Here is a 21,173-nt window from a genome sequence, read left to right on the forward strand (position 1 = left end):
GAATCAAAGGGGCCGCACCGCCCAGGGCCCGGCGCCGTCGCGCGCAAGAACCCGGTCGCAGCGGAATTCGTCTACTTCGCTGTCATGACCGGGCAACTCGCACACCACGGTCTCGCCGGCGGACCGCAGGTCTGCTATCGCGGCGCGCAGCGCATCGTCGTCGCTCCAGGGTGCGCGGATGGCGGCCCGCAAGGTGCGCGGTGCCACCAGGCTGACCAGCTCGCGCAGATCCAAGCTGAAGCCTGCCGCAGGACGGTTGCGCCCGAACACCGCTCCGACTTCGTCGTAGCGTCCGCCGCGCACGACGGCGTCGCTGGAACCGGGCACGTACATGGCGAACTGGGCACCGCTGTAGTAGGCGTAGCCCCGCAGGTCTGCCAGGTCGAAACTGGTGCCCGGCGGAAGCGATGCGGCCAGTTTGCGCAGATCGTCCAGCAAGGGAAGCAACTGCGGAAAAGCCTTCAACGCGACGGCAGCCTCTGCAAGCACCGATTCGTCGCCGTACAGCCGTACCAGCGCCTGCAGCGCCTGCCGGATCTCCGGCGCCACGGATTGGCTCGACGCCGCGACGCCCGACGCATCTTTGGCAGCCAGTGCGTTCTGCACGTCTGCCAGCGCTGAACCCGTCAGTCCGCTGGCCTGCAGCAGGTGGCGTGGAATGCGCGCATCGCCCAGGTCGACCTGCACGCCCGTCACGCCTGCGGCACGCAGGCAGTCGAGCGCCAGGCGCAAGATTTCGAGATCGGCTTCGACGCCCGCATGCCCGTAGATCTCGGCACCGAACTGAAGCGGTTCCCGCGTGGCATGCGGACGGTCGGGCCGGGTGCGCAGAACCGGACCGCAGTAGCACAGACGCGCTACGCCGCGGCGATTCAGAAGATGGGCGTCGATGCGGGCGACCTGCGGCGTCGTGTCGGCGCGCAGACCGAGCATGCGGCCGGACAGCTGATCGACCAGCTTGAACGTCTGCAGGCCGAGCGCTTCGCCGGTCCCCGTCAGCAGCGACTCGAGATGCTCCAGCAGCGGCGGCATGACCAGCTCGTAGCCGTAGGCGCGGGCCATGTCGAGCAGATCGCGTCGCAGTTCTTCGATGTGCCGTGCTTCGGAGGGCAGCACATCGGCAATGTGATCCGGGAGAACCCAGGCGGACATGGAAACGATCAGGCTGTTAAAAACGTGATTCTACCGATACGCAACTGCGCCTCGGGACGTGCGGGACTGCGGCAAACCGCACGTAAGCCAAGCGCCGAAGGGCTGATCGTCGTGAATCGGAAATGACGCGGGGCCGGCAGCGGCAGTCGCCGCGCGGCCCCGGAACGAACGCCTCGGTTCGTCGAACGGTCGAGTGTCTCGCCAGGCGGAGTCCGACGTCGGCCCCCACCACGCCATCCTCAAGGCCGCGGCGCGGCCCCAGAAGGCGCGGCGCCGTTTCGGAACGCCTTGAAGAAGTCCGACGACGACGGGTCCACGACCATGAAATCGCCCTTCTTGTTGAAGCTGGCCTTGTAGGCATCCAGGCTCCGGTAGAACTGGGCGAACTGCGGGTCCTTGCCGAACGATTCCGCGTAGGTGCGTGCGGCTTCCGCATCGCCCTCGCCCTTGATCTTCTGCGCATCGCGGTAGGCGTTGGCCACCGTCACCTCGCGCTGCCGATCGGCATCGGCACGGATCTTTTCGCCTTCGGCTGCACCGGTCGAGCGCAGTTCGTTGGCAACCCGCTTGCGTTCCGCTTCCATCCGGCGGTAGACCGATTCGGTGATGGCCTCCACATAGTCGACACGGGTGATGCGCACGTCCACCACCTCGATGCCCCAAGGGCGGCCGCCCTTCACCACCTCGGTGACCTGGCGTTTGACGTCGTTCATCAACTCGTCGCGCTTGAGTGCGATCAGTTCGCGCACCGTGCGCTTGTTGATTTCGGTCTGGAAGGCGTTGCGCACGACGCGGTTGAGTTGCGTGGCACCCGCGTTCTCGTCGAGGCCTACGTTCCGGATGTATTCCGAAGGATTGCCGACCCGCCACCGCACGTACCAGTCGATCACCACGCGCTGTTTCTCGGCCGTCAGCATCGACTCGGTGTCGCTGCTGTCGAGCGTGAGAAGACGCTTGTCGATGTACGACACATTCTGGAAAGGTGGCGGCAGCTTGAAGTGCAGGCCCGGCTCGGTGATCACTTCCTTGATCTGGCCGAGCGCGTAGACCACGCCGAACTGGCGTTGGTCGACCACGAACAACATGGAGCTCAGCAGTGCGAGCACCACGAGGATGGACGATGCGATGAATCCGATTCTGTTCACGTAGGGCTCCTAGCGCGACTCGCGTTCGCGCGAGCGGGCGTTGTCCCGCGTGCGGGTATCGTTGGAAAACACCGGAGGCAACGTCGATGCGCTCGTGCCGGCCGAGGTGCTGGCCGCCGCTGCTGCCGCAGCCGCGGTGTTGCTGTCGGCAGCGGTCGAAGGCTGCGTCTGCAGCTGCAGCAACTTGTCGAGCGGCAGGTACAGCAGGTTGGAACCCTGGCGCGAATCCACCAGCACCTTGGTCACGTTGCTGTAGATGTTCTGCATCGCGTCCAGGTACATCCGGTCGCGGGTGACCTGCGGTGCCTTCTGGTACTCGGCCAGCACCGACGCGAAACGCTGCGAGTCGCCTTGCGCCTGGGCCACGATCCGCGCCTTGTAGGCTTCGGATTCCTCTTTCAGGCGCGATGCGGAGCCGACGGCACGCGGCACCACGTCGTTGGCATAGGCCTGCGCATCGTTCTTGGCGCGCTCGCGCTCCTGGCCGGCCTTGAGCACGTCGTCGAAGGCTGCCTGCACCTGTTCGGGAGGCCGCACGCCACCCTGCTGCAGGTTGATGTTGACGACTTCCACGCCGACCTTGTAGCGGTCGAGGATGTTCTGCATCAGGTCACGCACCCGCGGCGCGATCTGGTCGCGCTCTTCGGCCAGCGCAGAGTCCATGCGCATCTTGCCGACCACCTCGCGCACCGAGCTCTCCGCGGCCTGCACCACCGCAGCGGTCGGATCCTTGCTCTCGAACAACCAGGCCCGCGCGTCGTTGAGCCGGTACTGCACCGCGAACTTGATCTCGACGATGTTCTCGTCCTGGGTCAGCATGGCGGAGCCGCGCAGGCCGGTGGACTTGATGATCGCGTCGCGGCCGACATCGACCGAGCGGATCTGCGTCACGAACACCAGCTCGTGGCGCTGTATCGGATACGGCAAGCGCCAGTTGAAACCCGCGCCGACGGTCGACTTGTACTTGCCGAACTGGGTGATGACGGCCTGCTGGCCTTCCTGCACGATGAAGAAACCGCTGCCCAGCCAGATCAGCACCGCGATGCCGAAGATGAGGCCGATGCCGAAGCCGGCATTCTTCATGTCGGGCTTGTAGTTGCCGCGCCCTCCACCGCCTCCGGCGCCACCGCCATCCCGCTTGCGGTTGCCGCCGCCGAACATGCCGCCGAGCTTGCGGTTGAAATCACGCCACAACTCTTCGAGATCGGGAGGACCCTGGTTCGGGCCCGGCGTCCGACCCCGCGGCGGGACCGGAGCGGCAGGCGGCGGAGAGACCGGAGGCGGTGCGGGCGGCAGATCGGGAGCGGCCGGAGGCGGCTCGGGATTGCGCACATCGTCCGATGCCTTGTCGTCGCCGCGTCCCCAGCGGGGATCATTCAGATTGAACATTCCCCTGATGCGGCCCGACAGCCCCGTTCGACCCGGGGTCTGGTGTGTGAGAGTCATGCTCGAAGTCTCGTCGTGAAGTAGCCTGTAACGGCCGATTGTGCCCAATCAGTCCGTGGGATCCGGCAAAGGGGTATCGCCTGCTGGGGGCATAGCCGCCGGATGCTGGGACGTGACGGCCGCCGCCAGGGCCGCGCGCAGTTCCGCGATGCCGAGACCTTCCTGCGCGCTGGTGAAGATGCGCGGCACCTGGAGCCCGTCGAGTTCGAACGTATCGACGATCTGTCGAGGCGCCTGCTCGGGTGCGATGGCATCCAGCTTGTTGAAAACCAGCAACTGCGGAATATCGCCGGCGCCGATTTCGGCCAGCACACGCTGCACCTGCTCCATCTGTTCGGGAAAGGCGGGGTTCGACGCATCGACCACGTGCATCAGCAGGTCCGCATCGACCGCTTCGCGCAAGGTGGCCTGAAAGGCATCGATCAGCCCGTGCGGAAGATCGCGGATGAACCCTACCGTGTCCGACAGGGACACGGAGCGCTGCGCGTCGGCCAGATACAGCTGCCGCGTCGTCGTGTCCAAGGTGGCGAACAGCTGGTCGGCCGCGTAGGCTCTTGCCTTGACCAGCGTGTTGAACAGCGTCGACTTGCCGGCATTGGTGTAGCCGACCAGCGAGATGTTGAAGACATCCCGCCGCTCCCGCTGGCGACGCTGCGTACCCTGCTGGCGCTTGACCTTCAGCAGCCGGTCCTTGATGCGCTTGATCGAATCGCCGATCATGCGGCGATCCAGTTCGATCTGGGTCTCGCCCGGACCGCCTCGCGTGCCGATCCCACCTCGCTGGCGTTCCAGATGGGACCAGCGTCGGACGAGCCGCGTACTCAGGTACTGGAGGCGCGCCAGTTCGACCTGCAACTTGCCCTCATGGCTTCTTGCGCGCTGCGCGAAGATCTCGAGGATCAGAAAAGTGCGGTCGCTTACCGGCAAGCCGATGTGGCGTTCGAGGTTGCGTTGCTGGGCGGGCGAAAGCGCCTGGTCGAAAAGGATCTCCACCGCGCCGTGCTGCTCGGCCAGCATGCGGATCTCGTCAGCCTTGCCGCTGCCGACGAAAAGCGCGGCGTCGGGTGCCTTGCGCTTCGCCGCCACACGGGCGACCGGTTTGAGGCCCGCCGTCTCGGCCAGAAGACCCAGTTCTTCCAGATCGCCATCGAAATGCGGCTGACCGAGGTCAACTCCCACCAACAGAACCGCCGCCGCTGCCTGGCCGGAATCGTCGGTGTTATTCAATGGAGCTTGCAAGTAGGAGGGAGGGAATGTGATGCCGATCGGGCCGAAAAGCCCCGTGCGGAAATGGGATCAAGCGGCGTTCGATTCGGCGTCGCCGTTATCCGCGGTCGAGAAGTTCACTGCACGGCCCGGCACGATCGTGGAAATGGCATGCTTGTAGACCATTTGCGTGACGGTATTGCGGAGCAACACCACGTATTGATCGAAAGATTCGATTTGGCCTTGGAGCTTGATGCCGTTGACCAGGTAGATCGATACCGGCACATGCTCGCGACGCAGCGCGTTCAGGAAAGGGTCCTGCAAAAGTTGGCCTTTGTTGCTCACGATATTCTCCGTGTTCAGAGTTGTTGTTGTAAAACGTCACCTTACCACAGGCTTTTGCGGTTGCCGCGCTGGCGACACATATCCACAAGAAATTTAGGTGGACGGTGCCGAATTGGGGTAAGGCAATAAGAGTCTGCGATTCAGCTCTTGTCGGCAAAAGGGTTTTGCGACGTCTTCATTTCGATGCGCAGCGGCGTACCGACCAGATCGAACTCCTTGCGGAACCGGCCCTCCAGGAAGCGCTTGTACGCATCGGTGACGTGCTCCAGCGAATTGCCGTGGATCACGATGACCGGCGGGTTCATGCCGCCCTGGTGCGCATATCGCAGCTTCGGGCGGAACATGCCAGCACGCTGCGGGCTCTGGAACTGCACCGACTCGAGCAGGAGACGGGTCAGCACCGGCGTAGACATCTTGCAGGTGGCCGAGCGGTGCGCCTTGGCGATCGAGGCCCAGACCGGACCGAGGCCCTGGCGCTTCTTGGCCGAAATGAAGTGCACCGCGGCGAACTTCAGGAACGGCAGCCGCGTCTCGACCGAGCGCTGCAGCATTTCGCGCTGGTAGTCGTCGACCGCTTCCCATTTGTTGATCGCGACGACCACCGCCCGGCCGCTCTCGAGGATGTAGCCGGCGATGTGCGCATCCTGGTCGGTCACGTCCTGCGTCGCATCCAGCAGCAGCAGTACGACGTTGGCGGACTCGATGGCCTGCAGCGTCTTGACCACCGAAAACTTCTCGATCGCCTCGAACACGCGGCCCTTGCGGCGCAGCCCGGCGGTGTCGATCAGCTCGAAGCGCTGCCCGTCGCGCTCGAACGGCACGGTGATCGCGTCGCGGGTGGTGCCGGGCATGTCGAACGCCACCAACCGCTCTTCGCCGAGCCAGGTGTTGATCAGCGTCGACTTGCCGACGTTGGGGCGCCCCGCGACTGTCAGCTTGATTACACCGGGGTCTTCTGCGGCCTCGGCATCGTCGGGATCGGGCAGGTGCAGCGGCTCCAGTGCGATCTCGATGAGATCGCGGATGCCCTGGCCGTGCGCTGCCGACACGGCGTACACGGCCCCCAGCCCCAGCTCGAAGAACTCGCCCAGCTGCACGCCTTCGGTCATGCCCTCGGCCTTGTTGGCCGCCAGCACGCAAGGCTTGCCCAGCCGGCGCAGGTACTTGGCGATGTCGTGGTCCTGCGCCGAAAGCCCGGCACGCGCATCGAGCACGAAGACGACCACGTCGGCTTCGGCGACGGCCTGCTGCGTCTGCTTGGCCATCTCCTTGTAGATGCCCGAGCCGGCATCCGGCTCGAAACCGCCGGTATCGATGACGATGTACTCGTGCTTGCCCTGGCGGCCGTTGCCGTAGTGGCGGTCGCGGGTGAGGCCTGCGAAGTCGGCGACGATGGCGTCGCGCGACTTGGTCATCCGGTTGAAGAGCGTCGACTTGCCGACGTTGGGGCGCCCGACGAGGGCAATGACCGGTTTCATGAATTCCTGACTGTGTCGCTCCGGCGGATCATTCGGGCACGAAGCCGAAGACGCCGCCGCTCTTGGTCACGACGACCAAGGTGCCTTCTGCCTGCACCGGCATGGCCGCGATGCCCGAGCCGTCCGTCGTGAGACGGTTCAGCGGCGCACCTGCGTCGCGCGAGAGGAAATGCACGAGACCCGTGCTGTCCCCGAACACGACCGAGCGGCCCAGCACCAGCGGCGCCGTGAGCTGCCGGTACTGCAGGCGGTCGATGCTCCAGGCCCGTTCGCCGTCGGCGCGACGCCATGCGTTGACGAAGCCGTTGGACTCGGTGCCGTAGATGTTGTTCTCGTCGCCGTCCACACCGTTGTAGCCGCTGGCGGGCTTGCTCCAGAGCAGTTGGCCCCGCGTCGCATCGACGCAGCCGACGGCCGACTGGAACGCCCGGGCGCACAGCACGCCGTCCTGCTGGTTCACATGGCCCACCAGATCGACCAGGCGCTCGACGTCGTTGGTGCCGCGCGACGCGGCGATCGGCGCCTCCCAGCGCAGGCTGCCGTTGTCGGGGTTGAGGCCCGACAGGCGGCCCGACAACCCGACGACGAGCGTATCGCCCGATGCGACCAGCACGCCGGCCTGGCGCAGCACCAGCGGCTCGCCCGGACGCGGCTGGTTCCACAGGCGCCGGCCGGTCTTGCCGTCGTAGGCCGACACCGAGCGGTCCGCAGCCAATACGAATACCCGGCCGCCCGCAACCAGGGGCGGGGTGAAGGCCTCCGCGGCGAGCTTGCTGCGCCACAGCTGCTTGCCGCCGGAGAAGGCGACGATCTCGTTGCCGGTGCTGACGACGGCGGCCAGCACGCCGTCGCTGCCCACGCCCGCCGAGAGCGGCGCGCCGGCGCTCGCACGCCACAGCTCAGCACCGGTGCGTGCATCCAGGGCGACGACGTTGCCGTCGCCGCTGGCCAGCGTCACGGTCGCGCCGTGCACGTCGGCCACCATCGGGAAGCCGACGGCGCCGACCTTGGTGGTCCAGGCCTGGCGCACGCCGATCACCGCGACGTTGGGCCCCAGTTCCTTCGGCTCGGGCTTCTTGCTGCCGAACCAGCCGCCGACGGTCGAACCGACGCCCGAGAACATCGAGCATCCCGCGAGCGACGCTACCAAAACAATAGCTGACAGCCGAAGCGCAGCGCCGGCCACAGGCATTTTTCGCATGGGATTGAGGTTGGCCATCATGGTTTGACTCCTGCCGCGGCAGGCGCGGACTTGCCGCCGCGGGGGTCGACCCCCAGGGCGTTGAGCTTGATCTCCACCAGGCGGCGGTACTCGGACGTTTCGCCGAATTCGTTCCAGGCGCGGGTGTATTCCGCAGCGGCTTCGGCCTTCTTGCCTTGCTGCAGCAGCACGTCGCCCTTGCGGTCGGCCGCCAGCGGCGAAAACGGGGTCGGGAAAGGCGCGGCCAGTTGGCGCAGCGCATCGTCGTAGGCCATGGCGTCCAGCAGAACCGCAGCCAGCCGCAAACGGGCCAGCGCCTTGTAGCCTTCGTCCTTCGATTTTTCGGCGACCCAGGCAAAGGCCGCCTTGGCGTCGTCCACCCGGTCCTTTTCGTACAGGGTCTTGCCGGCCAGCAGGCCTGCCTGCGATGCATAGGCGGTGCTGCCGAAACGATCGCGGATATCGCCGAAGGCACGCTGCACGCGCTCGGCATCGCCGGTCTGGGCCGCGCGGTCGACCTCGTCGTACAGCACCGATGCCTGGGCCGCCTGGCGGCGCTCCCAGAACTGGTAGCCGTTCCAGGCGGCCAAGGAACCGAACACGGCAATCATCAGCCAGGTGATGAGCGTGCCCCAGCGGTTCCAGAAGTGCTTGAGCTGGTCGAGCTGTTCTTGTTCTTCGAGGTCGAGATGCGAGGCCATGGAATCCGTGTCGTTCGTTAAGGGCGGGATTGTAGGGTGGGCGCCCAGGCGGCGACCGTGGCCAGCGACTCGCGCCGCTGCGCGCCCGTGCCGTCGCGCAGCGACTTGACGGTGACCTGGCCCGCGGCCAGTTCGTCGGCGCCGAAGACCAGCGCGTGGGCCGCGCCGCTGGCGTCGGCCTTCTTGAACTGCGACTTGAAGCTGCCGAACCCGTCGGCACCGCCGGCGTGCATCTGCACCTCGACGCCGGCGGCGCGCAGCGCCTGCAGTACCGGGAACACCTGGGGCAGCGCGGCGGTGTCGGGCACGATGGCGTAGGCATGCGGCACCGGCTGGGCGGCAGCAGCGCCCTGCTCCACCAGCAGTTCCAGCACCCGCTCCAGCCCCATGCCCCAGCCGACCGCGGGCGTCGGCTTGCCGCCGAGGATCTCGAACAATCCGTCGTAGCGCCCGCCGCCGCACAGGGTGCCCTGGGCGCCCAGCTCGGTGGTGATGAATTCGAAGACGGTGTGGCTGTAGTAGTCCAGGCCGCGCACCAGGCGCGGATTGACGGTCCACTGCACGCCGCAGGCGGTCAGCAGCGACTGCACCGTGTCCAGGTGCCGGCGCGACGCGTCGCCCAGGTGGTCCAGCAGGCGCGGCGCGCCTTCGACCATCTGCTGCATCGCCGGATTCTTGGTGTCGAGGATGCGCAGCGGATTGGTCAGCAGGCGGCGACGGGCGTCGGCATCGAGCAGTTCGGCGTGCTGTTCGAAGTACGAGACCAGGGCCGCACGGTGCGCCTGGCGTTCCGCGGGAATGCCCAAGCTGTTCAGTTCGACCCGCACGTTGCGCAGGCCCAATGTGCGCAGCAGTTCATGGGCCAGCAGCATCAGCTCGGCATCGACCTCGGGACCGGCGAAGCCGAGGGCTTCGGCGCCCAGCTGGTAGAACTGGCGGTAGCGGCCACGCTGGGGCCGCTCGTGCCGAAACATCGGTCCGGTGTACCAGAGGCGCTTGCCGCCATCGTAGGTCAGGTTGTGCTCGATCGCGGCCCGCACCACGCCGGGCGTGTTCTCGGGGCGCAGCGCCAGTTCCTCGCCGTTGAGCCGGTCGGTGAAGGCGTACATCTCCTTCTCGACGATGTCGGTGGTCTGGCCGGTGCCGCGCACGAACAGCGCGGTGGGCTCCACGATCGGCGTGCGGATGTTGCGGTACGCATGGCGGCGCATCACGCTGCGCACCGTGTCCTCCAGCGCTTCCCAGCGGGCGGAGTCCTGCGGCAGGATGTCGTTCATGCCCTTGACGCCGACGAGCTTCGCCGCTTTGGCCATAGGGGTGCTTGCCGCGGGCGCGGCCGGAGAGGTGTCTGGCATGGGGATCAGGCGGTCGCGGCCGGGGCCGGGCTGCCGAAGCGTTTTTCGATGTAGCTCTCGACGAGCTGGTGGAATTCGGCAGCGATGTTGTCGCCGCGCAGGGTCAGCGCCTTCTCGCCGTCGATGAAGACCGGGGCCGACGGCGCTTCGCCGGTGCCGGGCAGGCTGATGCCGATGTCGGCATGCTTGCTCTCGCCGGGACCGTTGACGATGCAGCCCATGACGGCCACTTTCATCGTCTCGACGCCCGGGTACTTGCTGCGCCATACCGGCATCTGCTCGCGCAGGAAATCGTCGATGTTCTTGGCCAGCACCTGGAAGGTGGTGCTGGTGGTTCGGCCGCAGCCCGGACAGGCGGTGACGCTGGGCACGAACGCCCGCATGCCGAGCGACTGCAGGATTTCCGATGCGACGACCACTTCCTGCGTGCGCGCCTCGCCGGGCTGCGGCGTGAGGGACACGCGGATCGTGTCGCCGATGCCCTCCTGCAGCAGCAGCGCCAGCGCGACGGCCGAGGCCACCGTGCCCTTGGTGCCCATGCCGGCCTCGGTCAGCCCCAGGTGCAGCGGATAGTCGCAGCGGCGGGCCAGTTCGCGGTAGGCGGAGACCAGGTCCTGCACGCCGCTCAGCTTGCACGACAGGATCACCTGATTGCCGCTCATGCCCAGGCGCTCGGCCAGGCGGGCGGAATCGATCGCCGAGGTGATCAGGGCCTCGTACATCACCTGCTTCAGGTCCCACGGCTGGGCACGGCGGCTGTTGGCGTCCATCATGGCGGCCAGCAGTTCCTGGTCCATGCTGCCCCAATTGACGCCGATGCGGACCGGCTTGTTCCAGCGCAGCGCAGCCTCGATCATCTGGCCGAACTGCTTGTCGTGCTTGTCGCCCTTGCCGACGTTGCCAGGGTTGATCCGGTACTTCGACAGCGCCTCGGCACAGGCCGGGTAGTCGCTCAGCAGCCGGTGGCCGTTGAAATGGAAATCGCCGATCAGCGGCACGTCGATGCCCATGCGGTCGAGCTGGTCGCGGATGTAGGGCACCTGGGCCGCGGCTTCGGGCGTATTGACCGTGATGCGGACCATTTCGGAGCCGGCCAGCGCCAGTTCCTTGACCTGGATGGCGGTGCCGATCGCATCGACCGTGTCGGTGTTGGTCATCGACTGCACGCGCACCGGTGCATCGCCGCCGATCGTCACCACCCGGTCGCCCCAGACGACCCGGGCCTGGCGCGAGCGCCGGGCGGCGGGATGCGCGACCGGGATGCCGTCGCCGGCGGTTGCGAATTGCTGCGGTTCCATGGATTACTTCACCTCGAAACGGGCCACGTTGCTGCGGGCGATGGCGGACAGGTCCATCGGCTTGCCGCGCACGATCACCTGGGTACCGTCGGCCCGGCCGACCACCACCGCCAACGGCGGGGGCGCGGTGATCGACTGCTGGTCGCCGGCGGACAGCATCTTCTGGAACACCACGGTGCCGCGCGCATCGGAAATCTTGATCCACGAATCGGCGGTGGCTTTCAGGACCAGCACTGCGTCGGTATCGGCCGCCGCGGCGGGGGCGCTCGCAGCCGGAGCCGAAGCGACCGCGGCGGGCGGCACCGCAGTCGCCGAGGGCTCGACCGCCGCGACCGGCTCGGTCGGCGCCTGGGCGGCGACAGGCTCCTGCACCACGCCGGGCGCGGGCGTCTCGGTTTCGCTGCGCTCCAGCCGATGGGACAGCGCCTCCATCCACTGGCCCATCTGGTCGCGCGGCAGCAACATCAAGGCACCGGCCCCCACCAGGAGCAGCACCACGCCCCACACCAGCGGCTTGGGGAACTGTTGCGCCAGCGAGGGCTTGCGGGCCGGCATGGCCGGCAGGCCCTTCGACAAGGCGCGGGTGTCGCCGACCAGCCGCGCGGCGTTGCGCTGCGGCAGCCGCGCCAGCACTGGCGCCGGGTCGACCTGCAGCAGGCGGCAGATGGTGGCGGTCAGAGCGCGTGCGAAGGCCGGGTCGGGCATCTCGTCGAAGCGGTCGGCCTCCAGCGCTTCGAGCCGCGACACCGGCACCTTCAGGGCCTGGGCCAGGGCCGCGATATGGATGCCCGCGTTCTCGCGCACCTGGCGAAGATACGGTCCGACGCCCGGGCCTGCGGTCGGTTCGGGCGTGGCGCCGGGCTCGGCCAGTTGCGATGCGGTCTGCTGCTCACTCATCGAAGGCTCCACGGTCGAAGGATGCCCTCTCGGCCGACAGCGGGTAACGTTTGCGCAACTGGTCGGCCAATTGCCGCACGGCGGTCTGGTCGCCTAGGTGGCGCTCGATCTTGATGCCGAGCCACAGCGATTCGGACGTCGCGAATTCGCCGTTGTTGACCCGGCGGATGTAGAACTGGGCACGCGCCCACTCGCCCCGCTGCCGCAGCAGGTTGGCCAGGGTGAAACCGGTGATCGGGTTGGCCGGGTCGAGTGCGTAGGATTCGAGCAGGGTGCGCTCGGCCTCGGCGACCGCACCGCCACGGACCTCGCACAGGCCCTCGGTCATCAGCGTCTTGGCCTTGTCGGTGTACGACGGAACGGCGACGGCCCGGCGGAACTGCGCCGAGGCCTCCGCGTACTTCTTCTGCTGGCAGAGCATCCAGCCGTAGTTGTGCATCGCGTTGGCATCGCGCGGGTTGAGCGACACCGCACGCTGGAAGCTCTCTTCCGCCAGCGCGTAGTCGTTGAGCCGCATGTAGATGAGGCCGCGCAGGTTGTACGCATCGGGAAACGTCGGGTCGGCCGCCAGCGACTGCTTGACTTCGTCGAGCGCGATGTTGGTCTGGTCGTTCTGGAAATAGTTGGCGGCCAACTCGTAGCGCAGCCGCGCGCGCCGGCGCTCGGGCGCCTCGTCGGACGAGGTGACCAGGTCGGGCCGCTGGGTGGCCGAGTCGCCCGGGCGCACACCCGGGGTACCGCTCGTGGTGGTGGAGGTCTGCACGCATCCCTGCACCAGCAGCAGTGCGCCCACGGCCACCATGCCGAAGCCGCTGCGCCAGAGCGCGGTCGAAGCCCGTCGTGCCGGGGGCGCACCCATATCACCACGCATCATTCGATGTCTCCTAGCTGCTGCCGGCCTGCGGTCCGACGGGGACCAGCATGACGGTTCGTTGGCGGGCGATACGCTCGCCGACACGGGTTCGGTCCTTGACGTCGCCGGCCAGCTGGCCGCAGGCGGCGTCGATGTCGTCGCCCCGCGTCTTGCGAACCGTGGTCACGATACCAGCATCGCTGAGGATCTTGGAGAACGCCTGCACCCTCGCGGCCGGGGACCGCAGCAGTCCCGAGGCGGGAAACGGATTGAACGGGATCAGGTTGAACTTGCACGACACGCCGCGGCCCGCATGGCCGCGCACCAGGGCGACGAGCTGCTCGGCATGTTCCGGCAGGTCGTTGACGCCGTCGAGCATGCAGTATTCGAAGGTGATGAAGTCGCGCGGCGCATGCTCAAGGTAGCGGTTGCAGGCGTCGAGCAGTTCGGCGATCGGGTACTTGCGGTTGAGCGGCACCAGGTTATCGCGCAGCGGATCGTTGGGGGCGTGCAGGGACACGGCCAGCGCCACAGGGCAATCGGCCCCCAGGCGGTCCATCATCGGGACCACGCCCGAGGTCGACACCGTCACCCGGCGCCGCGACAGGCCGTAGGCATGGTCGTCGAGCATGGTGCGCAGGGCCGGCACCAAGGCGGCATAGTTCTGCAGCGGCTCGCCCATGCCCATCATCACCACGTTGGAGATGACCCGCTCGGTGGTGCCGGCACGGCGGCGCAGGAAGTGCTCGGCGTGCCAGAGCTGGGCCAGGATCTCGGCGGTGGTGAGGTTGCGGCTGAAGCCCTGGTGCCCGGTGGAGCAGAACCGGCAGTTGACCGCGCAACCGGCCTGCGACGAGATGCAGAGCGTGCCGCGGTCGTCTTCGGGGATGAACACCGCCTCGACCGCATCGCCCGCGCCCACGTCGAACAGCCACTTGATGGTGCCGTCGGCGGAAATGTGCTCCGCCACGACGGGGAGGGAGCGCACTTCGGCGCTGCCCTGCAATTTCTCGCGCAACGACTTCGCCAGATCGGTCATCTGGGAGAAGTCGGAGGCGCCCCGCTGGTGGATCCAGCGGAACAACTGGGTGGCACGGAAGCGTTTCTCTCCGTGCCGCTCGCAATACGCAGCCAGCCCTTCCAGATCGAAGTCGAGCAGGTTGACCGTCATCGCGAGCAGACACCGCCTCAGCGGGTGTAGACGTTCAGGGCAGGGAAGAAGAACGAGACTTCGTTCGCTGCGGTTTCGGGAGCGTCGGAGCCGTGCACCGCGTTGGCGTCAATGCTGTCGGCGAAGTCGGCGCGGATGGTGCCGGCGTCGGCCTTCTTCGGGTCGGTGGCGCCCATCAGGTCACGGTTCTTCTGGATCGCGTTCTCGCCCTCGAGCACCTGCACGAAGACCGGACCGGAGATCATGAAGTCGACCAGGTCCTTGAAGAAGGGACGGGCCTTGTGCACGCCGTAGAACTGCTCGGCTTCGGCGCGCGACAGCTGCACCAGGCGGGCGGCGGCGACCTTCAGGCCGGCGGCTTCGAAACGCGACACGATCTGGCCGATGACGTTCTTGGCCACGGCGTCGGGCTTGATGATGGAGAGGGTACGTTCGATTGCCATTTGGATATTTCCTGAGCTGATTTTTAGGGTTTTTGCCTGTAGGGCAAAGCCTACGATTCTAACCGAGGGCGATTGTCAAGCCCCAAAGCGACGCTGCCATGACCGCGACCGCGTCGGTGGCTTGGCCGCCACGCTATGCCGTCAGCGGCCCCGGCCGCCGCCACCGCCGCCCCGGCGTCCACCGCCCGCCCCCCCGGGCTTGGGGCCCTGGCGCTGCTGGCGCGAGAAGCTGTCGGCCCCGATATAGCCGACCGACGTCTTCATCGGATCGGGCTGGCCACCGCCGGGTTTTCCGGCCGGCGGCCCGCTACGCGCGGTCGCGGGGCCGCCGAACATCGGGCCGTGGCCCGGCTCGGCGCGGCCGTAGCCGCCCCCGGCGGCGCCACGGCCGCCCTGCCCCGGCCCGCCCGCACCGCGCGGACCGTTGCCGCCGCGGCGGTTGCGGGGCGCTTCCGAGGTCCGGGCGTGGGCCGGGGCGCTCTCGCGCCGTTCCGCGCCGGCGGCCTTCATGAGCGAGTCGATGTCGCGCTCGTCGAGCTCCATCCAGGCGCCGCGCTTCAGGCCGCGCGGCAGCAGCATCGCGCCGTAGCGGATGCGGATCAGGCGGCTGACCGCGTGGCCGACCGCCTCCAGCATGCGCCGCACCTCGCGGTTGCGGCCTTCGGAGATGGTGACGCGGTACCAGGTGTTGGCACCTTCGCCGCCGCCGTTCTCGATGGTACCGAACTGGGCCATGCCGTCGTCGAGCCGTACGCCGTCGAGCAGCTTCTGCTTCTCTTCGTTGCTGAGGGCGCCCAGGACCCGCACCGCGTACTCGCGCTCCAGGCCGAAGCGCGGGTGCATAAGCTTGTTGGCCAGTTCGCCCGAGCTGGTGAACAGCAGCAGGCCTTCGGTGTTCAGGTCGAGCCGGCCGACCGATTGCCACTTGCCATGCTGCAGACGCGGGAGCTTGCGGAACACGGTCGGCCGGTTCTGCGGATCGTCGTGGGTCACCACCTCGCCCACCGGCTTGTGGTAGGCGATGATGCGCGGCGGCGGCGGATCGATCCGGTAGCGGATCGGCTTGCCGTTGACCTTGACCTGGTCGCCGTACTGCACCCGCTGGCCGATGTGCGCCGGCTCGTTGTTGACCGAGATGCGGCCTTCGAGGATCAGCTGCTCCATCTCCAGGCGGCTGCCCAGTCCGGCCTGGGCCAGCACCTTGTGGAGCTTGGGCGTTTCGTACTGCGGCGCGAGCACGCGCTTGGTGGGCGTGGCGTCGGGGCTCTCGGGGCTCGCCTCTTCTGCGTCGAAGCGGCCGGAGACGACGTCTTCGAAGTTGATCTCGCCGGTGGCCGCGTCGGCGGAAGCAGGTTGCGCACCGCCGCCGGCTTTTCCCTCGGCGACGCCGGACGGACCGGCCTGCGGCGCATCGGATTGCGCCGCTGGCGCGTCGACGTCGCCTTCGCTCGCCCCGGCGTGCGGGCGCTTGGAGGCCCGCGCCTTGCGGTACGGGGCTGGCGCTACGTTTTCAATAGCATCAGGTCGGCTCGCAGCGCCGGCTACGACTCCTTTTTCTTCCGAATTCTCGGGGGCCGCAGGTTGGGAATTGTCGGGGTGGGATTCGTTCATACGGCTTTGGGATCGGTCGGGTCGGATGGGCCGTCGTCGGCAGGCCCGTCTTCCGACGGTAGGACTGCGGGCGCTGCGGCGGGAGGGGGTTCGGGAGGGGAATCGAGGGGTGCGTCCTCGGCGACCGGCGCCCGGGACGTTTCGGCATCGCCGGGCAAGGCTGCGGCCGGAGGCTCGCCGGGCGCGGAAGATTCGGCCGGCGCATCCGCCGGCACGGCAGGCGCGACCGGATCGTCGAAACCGTCCAGCGATGCACGCACCGCCTGCTCCACCGCCGCGCCGTCGGCCAGCGGCAGCTGGTCGAGCGACGCCAGGCCCAGATCGTCGAGGAACTGGCGGGTGGTGGCGAAGAGCGCCGGCCGGCCGACGGTGTCGCGGTGGCCGATCACTTCGATCCAGCCACGGTCCTCGATCTGCTTCAGGATCAGGCTGTTGATGGCGACGCCGCGGATGTCTTCCATGTCGCCCCGGGTGACAGGCTGGCGGTAGGCGATGATCGCCAGCGTCTCCAGCACCGCCCGGGTGTAGCGCGGGGGCTTCTCGGGATGCAGCCGGTCGAGGTAGGGGCGCAGCGCCGGCCGGCTCTGGAAGCGCCAGCCGCTCGCGACCTGTACCAGCTCCACGCCGCGCTGGGTCCAGTCGGTCTGCAACTCCTCGAGCAGGCGGCGGACGGTGTCGACGCCCACCGCATCGTCGAACAGCACCCGCAGCTCGCGCAGCGCGAGCGGCTGGGGCGAGCAGATCAGGGCGGTTTCGAGAATGCGCTTGGCATCCACCGTGTTCATGGGTCGTGGGTCCGGAAGGAAGAGGCGCTCTGCCATTGCAGCGTGGCGCGGCCGTCGGGAATAGTCGGGATGCAGCGGTTCGCCGGAGGCCGGCAGGCATACGGCACGGGCGCAAGGCACAGGCCGGGCAACACGCGAGGAAGCGGCGCCGGGCCGGCGTTCAGGGGTGTCAGGCCGGATTGTAGTGCAGGCCCCAGGCGTCGAGCGCCTGCAGCATGTCGGCCGGCGGAGGCGCCTCGAAGGCCAGCGGCTCCTGCGTGACCGGGTGGTCGAACGCGAGGCGGAAGGCATGCAGCGCCTGCCGCTCCAGGCCCGCCGCCGGAGCGCCGCCGTAGGTGCCGTCGCCCACCAGCGAATGCCCGATCGACGCCATATGCACCCGGATCTGGTGGGTGCGGCCGGTGTGCAGGGTGCAGCGGACCCAGCAGCCCTCCTCGGCGTTGGCGAGCAGGTGCAGGCTGGTGTGCGCAGTCTTGCCGGGGTGGCGTTCCAGGTCGACCACCGCCATCCGCAGGCGGTTGCGCGGGTCGCGGCCGATGCCGACCTCGATCTCGCGGTCTTCGGCGCCCTTCCAGGGACGGTGCGCCAGCGCTAGGTACTGGCGGCTGACGTCGCGGGCGGCGATGGCCCGCACCAGCGCATCCATCGCGCCGCGGGTGCGAGCCACCACCATCAGGCCGCTGGTGTCCTTGTCGAGCCGGTGCACGATGCCCGCCCGCGGCAAGGCGGCGAAGGCCGCATCGCGCGCCAGCAGGCCGTTGAGCAGGGTGCCGCTCCAGTTGCCGGGCGCCGGGTGCACCACCAGGCCGGCGGGCTTGTGCAGCACCAGCAGGTGCGCGTCCTCGTACACCACGTCGATCTCCAGCGGCTCCGGCCGGAAGGCCTGGCTCTGGGGCGTGGGCCGCAGTTCGATCTGCAGCTGCTCGCCGACCCGCACCTTGGCGGATGCCTTGGTGGCCACGGCGGACTGGACCTGCACGAAGCCGGCCTCTATCAGCTGCTGCAGGTAGCTGCGCGAGAACTCGGGCACGCCGGCGGCCAGTGCGCGGTCGAGCCGCTCGCCGTGGAGTGCCGGCGTCACCTGGAAGACCCGGCGTTCGCAGTCGGCCGCGTCCTCGGCCAATTCGTCCTCGACCGCGTCGGGGGGCGGCGACATGGGGTCGGCCGATATAATCGTGGTGCTGTATCTCAAGAAGGTCGTCCGTGATGCGTCGAGTGAAATTATCGGTTGTCCCCGCCATCGCGGCCGTGCTCCTGGCCGGCGGCCTCGCCGGCTGCTCCTCCACGACGGAGGACAAGACGGCGGGATGGAGCCCCAACCGCATCTATGCGGAGGCGAAGGACGAACTGGGCTCCGGCTCCTACGACAAGGCCGTGCCCCTCTTCGAGAAGCTCGAAGGCCGCGCCGCCGGCACCCCGCTCGCCCAGCAGGCCCAGATCGACAAGGCGTACTCCCAATACAAGGCCGGCGAAAAAGCCCAGGCCGTCGCCACGCTGGACCGCTTCATCAAGCTGCACCCGTCGAGCCCGGCCATCGACTACGCGCTCTACCTGAAGGGCGTGACCAATTTCAACGACAACCTGGGCCTGTTCTCGTTCATCTCGCGGCAGGACCTGTCGGAGCGCGACCAGAAGGCGGCCAAGGACTCGTTCGAGGCTTTCCGCGAGCTGACGACCCGCTTCCCGGAGTCGCGATACACGCCCGATGCGCGCCAGCGCATGACCTACATCGTCAACTCGCTGGCGCAGTACGAGGTGCATGTCGCCCGCTACTACTACAGCCGCGGTGCGTACGTCGCGGCCATCAACCGCGCCCAGATCGCGGTGGCCGACTACCGCGACGTGCCGGCGCTGGAAGAAGCGCTCTACATCATGATGCTGTCGTACGACAAGCTGGGCATGGCCCAGCTGCGCGATGACACCCGCCGGGTGATCGACCAGAACTATCCCAAGAGCGCCTACCTCTCGGACGGCTTCAAGGCCAATACGGATCCGTGGTGGAAGGTGTGGTGAGCGCGTCCAGCGCTTCGTGAAACTCCGCGTCGGACGATAACCGGCGCATCGGCGGCAGCGCCCGCAGAAGGCGTTTTCCGTAGGACATGGTGGTGAGCCGGGTATCGCCCACCACCAGCACGCCGCGGTCGGTCTCGCGGCGGATCAGCCGGCCGGCCCCCTGCTGCAGCGCCACCGCCGCCTCGGGTACGAAATAGTCCTTGAACGGGCTGCGGCCCTCCTGCTCCAGCCGCTGGGCCCGGGCCTCGACCAGCGGATCGTTCGGCGGAGGGAATGGCAGCTTGTCGAGCACCACCAGCTGCAGCGCATCGCCCGGCACGTCCACCCCTTCCCAGAACGAGGCCGAGGCCACCAGCACGCAGCCGGGCCGGCCGTCACCGCCGCCTTCGCGGAACCGCTCCATCAGGCGGCGCTTAGGCCACTCGCCCTGCACCAGGATTTCCAGCTCCCTCGATGCGCCGAAGCGCTGCGACAAAGCCTCGCCGATGGTGCGCAGGGCGCGCAGGGTCGTGGTCAGCACCAGGGTGCGGCCGCCCAGGCGCGCCGCTGCATCGCCGCAGAGCCGGGCCAGCGCCACGGCGTGGCCCGGGTCGGCCGGGCGCGGCAGCCAGTCGGGAACGTAGAGCGCGGCCTGCCGTTCGTAGTCGAACGGGCTGCCGACGCGCAGCACCTGCGCCGAGCCGTCGAGTCCGCACGGCTCGGTGAACCAGCGCAAGGCCGGATCGTCGCCCAGCGTGGCCGAGGTGAAGATCCACGCCCGTGGCCGGCCGCCGTCGGCGCCCTCCCCTTCGCGTCCTTCGGGCTCTGCGCCAGGTGGTGCCGGATCCGCAGCAGTGCCGTCCGCCGGCAGTGCCAGCAGGCGGGTCCGCATCGTATCGGCGATGTCCAGCGGCGACTCCACCAGCCTCAGCTGCGCACCGACATCGACCCACCGCACCTGGCCGATACGGCTCGGCTGCGCAAACATCTGCAGGCGGGCCGACAGCGCGGTGCCCCGCTCGTGCAGGCGTCCGAAATCGGGAGCGAGTTCGCTGACCATGTCGAGGCCCGCGAGCGCCACGTCGAGTGCTTGCTGGATGGTGGCCAAACCCACCTCCCACGCCGAAGGATCGGCGCCGTCCGGCACCGCGTCCGACCACCGCATCCGTGCGCCCGGGGCCTGGCGGCCGACGGCCATGCGCAAGTCCTGCGCCGCCCGCTCCAGCCCGTTGGCGGCCGTCGGCCAGTCGACGAGTCCACGGGCCGCCTGCATCCCGGTCGCCAGTATGTCGCGTGCGAAGTCGAGCAGCTGCCCGGTGCCGAGCTGCCGCCCCAGGAACTGCACGCCGGTTTCGTTGAGCTGGTGGGCCTCGTCGAAGATGGCGACGCGCACCGTCGGCAACAGTTCGGCCATGCCCGATTCGCGCACCGCCAGGTCGGCGAAGAACAGGTGGTGGTTCACCACCACCAGGTCGGCCGCCAGCGCATCGCGGCGGGCCAAGTTCACATGGCAGGCGCGAAATTGCGGGCATTGCGCGCCCAGGCAGTTCTCGCGCGTGGAGGTGACCAGCGGGATCAGCGGCGAGCGCTCGTCCAGGCCCGGCAGCTCGGCCAGGTCGCCGGTGCGGGTGGCCTGCGCCCATTGCTCGATCTTGCCGAGCGCGCGGCCGGCCGCGCGATCGATCGCCGCGTCGTTCTGGCGTGCCGTCTGCATCCGGTGCAGGCAGAGATAGCTGCTGCGGCCCTTCAGCAGCGCGGTGCGGACCGAGATGCCCAGGGCCTGCACCAGGCGCGGCAGGTCGCGGCCGAACAGCTGGTCCTGCAAGGTCTTGGTGGCCGTCGAGACCAGCACCCGCTCGCCGCTCAGCAGTGCCGGCACCAGGTACGAGAAGGTCTTGCCGACACCGGTGCCCGCCTCGACCACCAGAACGCCGCCCGCCTCCACCGTCTGCGCGACGGCCAGGGCCATGTCGGTCTGGGCCTCGCGCGGCGTGAAATGGTCGGCTGCATGCGACAGCAGGCCGTCGGCCGCGAACACCGCGCGCACGCGCTCCGCAAGACTCATCGGGGGCCGGGAATGCGCGCGGCTGCGCA

19 protein-coding genes are annotated in these 21,173 nt (G+C 68.2%); 1 reads left to right on the forward strand and 18 read right to left on the reverse strand.

Annotated features, from left to right (window positions below; genetic code table 11):
• Positions 1–3: 3 nt before the first annotated feature.
• The 17 genes from ASE76_RS10495 to ASE76_RS10575 all read right to left on the reverse strand — a co-directional run bounded on the left by ASE76_RS10495 (position 4) and on the right by ASE76_RS10575 (position 18,243).
• Positions 4–1,152 (reverse strand): ATP phosphoribosyltransferase regulatory subunit, encoded by a 1,149-nt coding sequence (locus ASE76_RS10495; RefSeq protein ID WP_055838718.1) that lies wholly within the window; start codon positions 1,150–1,152, stop codon positions 4–6.
• A 239-nt stretch (positions 1,153–1,391) separates the two neighbouring features.
• Positions 1,392–2,297, reverse strand: a complete 906-nt coding sequence (gene hflC, locus ASE76_RS10500) for a protease modulator HflC (protein WP_055838721.1) — start codon at positions 2,295–2,297, stop codon at positions 1,392–1,394.
• 9 nt (positions 2,298–2,306) lie between these two features.
• The gene (hflK, locus tag ASE76_RS10505) at positions 2,307–3,743 is read right to left on the reverse strand and encodes an FtsH protease activity modulator HflK (protein WP_055838723.1); all 1,437 of its coding nucleotides are present in this window, start codon (positions 3,741–3,743) and stop codon (positions 2,307–2,309) included.
• A gap of 48 nt (positions 3,744–3,791) precedes the next feature.
• Complete coding sequence (gene hflX, locus ASE76_RS10510; RefSeq protein WP_236698400.1) at positions 3,792–4,970, reverse strand: GTPase HflX; 1,179 nt, start codon at positions 4,968–4,970, stop codon at positions 3,792–3,794.
• Between the two features lie 69 nt (positions 4,971–5,039).
• Complete coding sequence (hfq, locus tag ASE76_RS10515) at positions 5,040–5,294, reverse strand: RNA chaperone Hfq (RefSeq protein ID WP_055838726.1); 255 nt, start codon at positions 5,292–5,294, stop codon at positions 5,040–5,042.
• Positions 5,295–5,434: 140 nt separating this feature from the next.
• Complete coding sequence (der, locus tag ASE76_RS10520) at positions 5,435–6,772, reverse strand: ribosome biogenesis GTPase Der (protein ID WP_055838729.1); 1,338 nt, start codon at positions 6,770–6,772, stop codon at positions 5,435–5,437.
• A 28-nt stretch (positions 6,773–6,800) separates the two neighbouring features.
• On the reverse strand, positions 6,801–7,973 hold the full coding sequence (bamB, locus tag ASE76_RS10525; RefSeq protein ID WP_082448367.1) for an outer membrane protein assembly factor BamB: 1,173 nt from the start codon (positions 7,971–7,973) through the stop codon (positions 6,801–6,803).
• Positions 7,974–7,990: 17 nt separating this feature from the next.
• On the reverse strand, positions 7,991–8,674 hold the full coding sequence (locus ASE76_RS10530; RefSeq protein WP_055838733.1) for a tetratricopeptide repeat protein: 684 nt from the start codon (positions 8,672–8,674) through the stop codon (positions 7,991–7,993).
• Between the two features lie 17 nt (positions 8,675–8,691).
• The gene (gene hisS / locus ASE76_RS10535) at positions 8,692–9,987 is read right to left on the reverse strand and encodes a histidine--tRNA ligase (RefSeq protein ID WP_055838736.1); all 1,296 of its coding nucleotides are present in this window, start codon (positions 9,985–9,987) and stop codon (positions 8,692–8,694) included.
• A 47-nt stretch (positions 9,988–10,034) separates the two neighbouring features.
• A complete protein-coding gene (ispG, locus tag ASE76_RS10540; RefSeq protein WP_055838739.1) occupies positions 10,035–11,327 on the reverse strand; it encodes a flavodoxin-dependent (E)-4-hydroxy-3-methylbut-2-enyl-diphosphate synthase in 1,293 nt (430 codons plus the stop codon).
• 3 nt (positions 11,328–11,330) lie between these two features.
• Complete coding sequence (locus ASE76_RS10545; protein WP_055838742.1) at positions 11,331–12,224, reverse strand: helix-turn-helix domain-containing protein; 894 nt, start codon at positions 12,222–12,224, stop codon at positions 11,331–11,333.
• Entirely contained in the window at positions 12,217–13,026 is an 810-nt protein-coding gene (gene pilW / locus ASE76_RS10550; RefSeq protein ID WP_369793405.1) for a type IV pilus biogenesis/stability protein PilW, read from the reverse strand. The genes ASE76_RS10545 and pilW overlap by 8 nt, the downstream gene beginning before the upstream one ends.
• An 82-nt stretch (positions 13,027–13,108) precedes the next feature.
• Positions 13,109–14,248 (reverse strand): 23S rRNA (adenine(2503)-C(2))-methyltransferase RlmN, encoded by a 1,140-nt coding sequence (rlmN, locus tag ASE76_RS10555; RefSeq protein ID WP_055838745.1) that lies wholly within the window; start codon positions 14,246–14,248, stop codon positions 13,109–13,111.
• 17 nt (positions 14,249–14,265) lie between these two features.
• Positions 14,266–14,691: a nucleoside-diphosphate kinase gene (gene ndk / locus ASE76_RS10560; RefSeq protein WP_055838749.1), complete on the reverse strand. Its 426-nt coding sequence runs from the start codon at positions 14,689–14,691 to the stop codon at positions 14,266–14,268.
• Positions 14,692–14,832: 141 nt separating this feature from the next.
• The gene (locus ASE76_RS10565) at positions 14,833–16,302 is read right to left on the reverse strand and encodes a pseudouridine synthase (RefSeq protein ID WP_055838753.1); all 1,470 of its coding nucleotides are present in this window, start codon (positions 16,300–16,302) and stop codon (positions 14,833–14,835) included.
• Complete coding sequence (gene scpB, locus ASE76_RS10570) at positions 16,299–17,087, reverse strand: SMC-Scp complex subunit ScpB (RefSeq protein ID WP_055838755.1); 789 nt, start codon at positions 17,085–17,087, stop codon at positions 16,299–16,301. The genes ASE76_RS10565 and scpB overlap by 4 nt, the downstream gene beginning before the upstream one ends.
• Before the next feature lie 169 nt (positions 17,088–17,256).
• A complete protein-coding gene (locus tag ASE76_RS10575) occupies positions 17,257–18,243 on the reverse strand; it encodes an RluA family pseudouridine synthase (RefSeq protein WP_055838757.1) in 987 nt (328 codons plus the stop codon).
• 50 nt (positions 18,244–18,293) lie between these two features.
• Here ASE76_RS10575 and ASE76_RS10580 point away from each other — a divergent pair, with 50 nt between their 5' ends.
• Positions 18,294–19,100, forward strand: coding sequence for an outer membrane protein assembly factor BamD (locus ASE76_RS10580; RefSeq protein WP_055838759.1), 807 nt, complete (start codon positions 18,294–18,296; stop codon positions 19,098–19,100).
• Here the strand turns inward: ASE76_RS10580 and ASE76_RS10585 are convergent.
• Positions 19,063–21,144 carry an ATP-dependent DNA helicase gene (locus ASE76_RS10585; protein ID WP_055838761.1) on the reverse strand — a complete coding sequence of 694 codons (2,082 nt, stop codon included), beginning with the start codon at positions 21,142–21,144 and terminating at the stop codon, positions 19,063–19,065. The two genes, ASE76_RS10580 and ASE76_RS10585, sit on opposite strands and share 38 nt — an antisense overlap.
• Positions 21,145–21,173 lie beyond the last annotated feature (29 nt).

Source organism: Xylophilus sp. Leaf220 (genome assembly GCF_001421705.1).
GTDB lineage: Bacteria > Pseudomonadota > Gammaproteobacteria > Burkholderiales > Burkholderiaceae_C > Xylophilus.

Coding starts and splice junctions, on each gene's coding strand:
- ASE76_RS10585 (WP_055838761.1), bottom strand. CDS start 21,144: ATGAGTCTTGCGGAGCGCGTGCGCGCGGTGTTCGCGGCCGACGGCCTG.
- ASE76_RS10530 (WP_055838733.1), bottom strand. CDS start 8,674: ATGGCCTCGCATCTCGACCTCGAAGAACAAGAACAGCTCGACCAGCTC.
- ASE76_RS10545 (WP_055838742.1), bottom strand. CDS start 12,224: ATGAGTGAGCAGCAGACCGCATCGCAACTGGCCGAGCCCGGCGCCACG.
- ASE76_RS10495 (WP_055838718.1), bottom strand. CDS start 1,152: ATGTCCGCCTGGGTTCTCCCGGATCACATTGCCGATGTGCTGCCCTCC.
- ASE76_RS10580 (WP_055838759.1), top strand. CDS start 18,294: ATGCGTCGAGTGAAATTATCGGTTGTCCCCGCCATCGCGGCCGTGCTC.
- scpB (WP_055838755.1), bottom strand. CDS start 17,087: ATGAACACGGTGGATGCCAAGCGCATTCTCGAAACCGCCCTGATCTGC.
- rlmN (WP_055838745.1), bottom strand. CDS start 14,248: ATGACGGTCAACCTGCTCGACTTCGATCTGGAAGGGCTGGCTGCGTAT.
- pilW (WP_369793405.1), bottom strand. CDS start 13,026: ATGGTGGCCGTGGGCGCACTGCTGCTGGTGCAGGGATGCGTGCAGACC.
- ASE76_RS10575 (WP_055838757.1), bottom strand. CDS start 18,243: ATGTCGCCGCCCCCCGACGCGGTCGAGGACGAATTGGCCGAGGACGCG.
- ndk (WP_055838749.1), bottom strand. CDS start 14,691: ATGGCAATCGAACGTACCCTCTCCATCATCAAGCCCGACGCCGTGGCC.
- der (WP_055838729.1), bottom strand. CDS start 6,772: ATGAAACCGGTCATTGCCCTCGTCGGGCGCCCCAACGTCGGCAAGTCG.
- ASE76_RS10565 (WP_055838753.1), bottom strand. CDS start 16,302: ATGAACGAATCCCACCCCGACAATTCCCAACCTGCGGCCCCCGAGAAT.
- hflK (WP_055838723.1), bottom strand. CDS start 3,743: ATGACTCTCACACACCAGACCCCGGGTCGAACGGGGCTGTCGGGCCGC.
- ispG (WP_055838739.1), bottom strand. CDS start 11,327: ATGGAACCGCAGCAATTCGCAACCGCCGGCGACGGCATCCCGGTCGCG.
- bamB (WP_082448367.1), bottom strand. CDS start 7,973: ATGCGAAAAATGCCTGTGGCCGGCGCTGCGCTTCGGCTGTCAGCTATT.
- hisS (WP_055838736.1), bottom strand. CDS start 9,987: ATGGCCAAAGCGGCGAAGCTCGTCGGCGTCAAGGGCATGAACGACATC.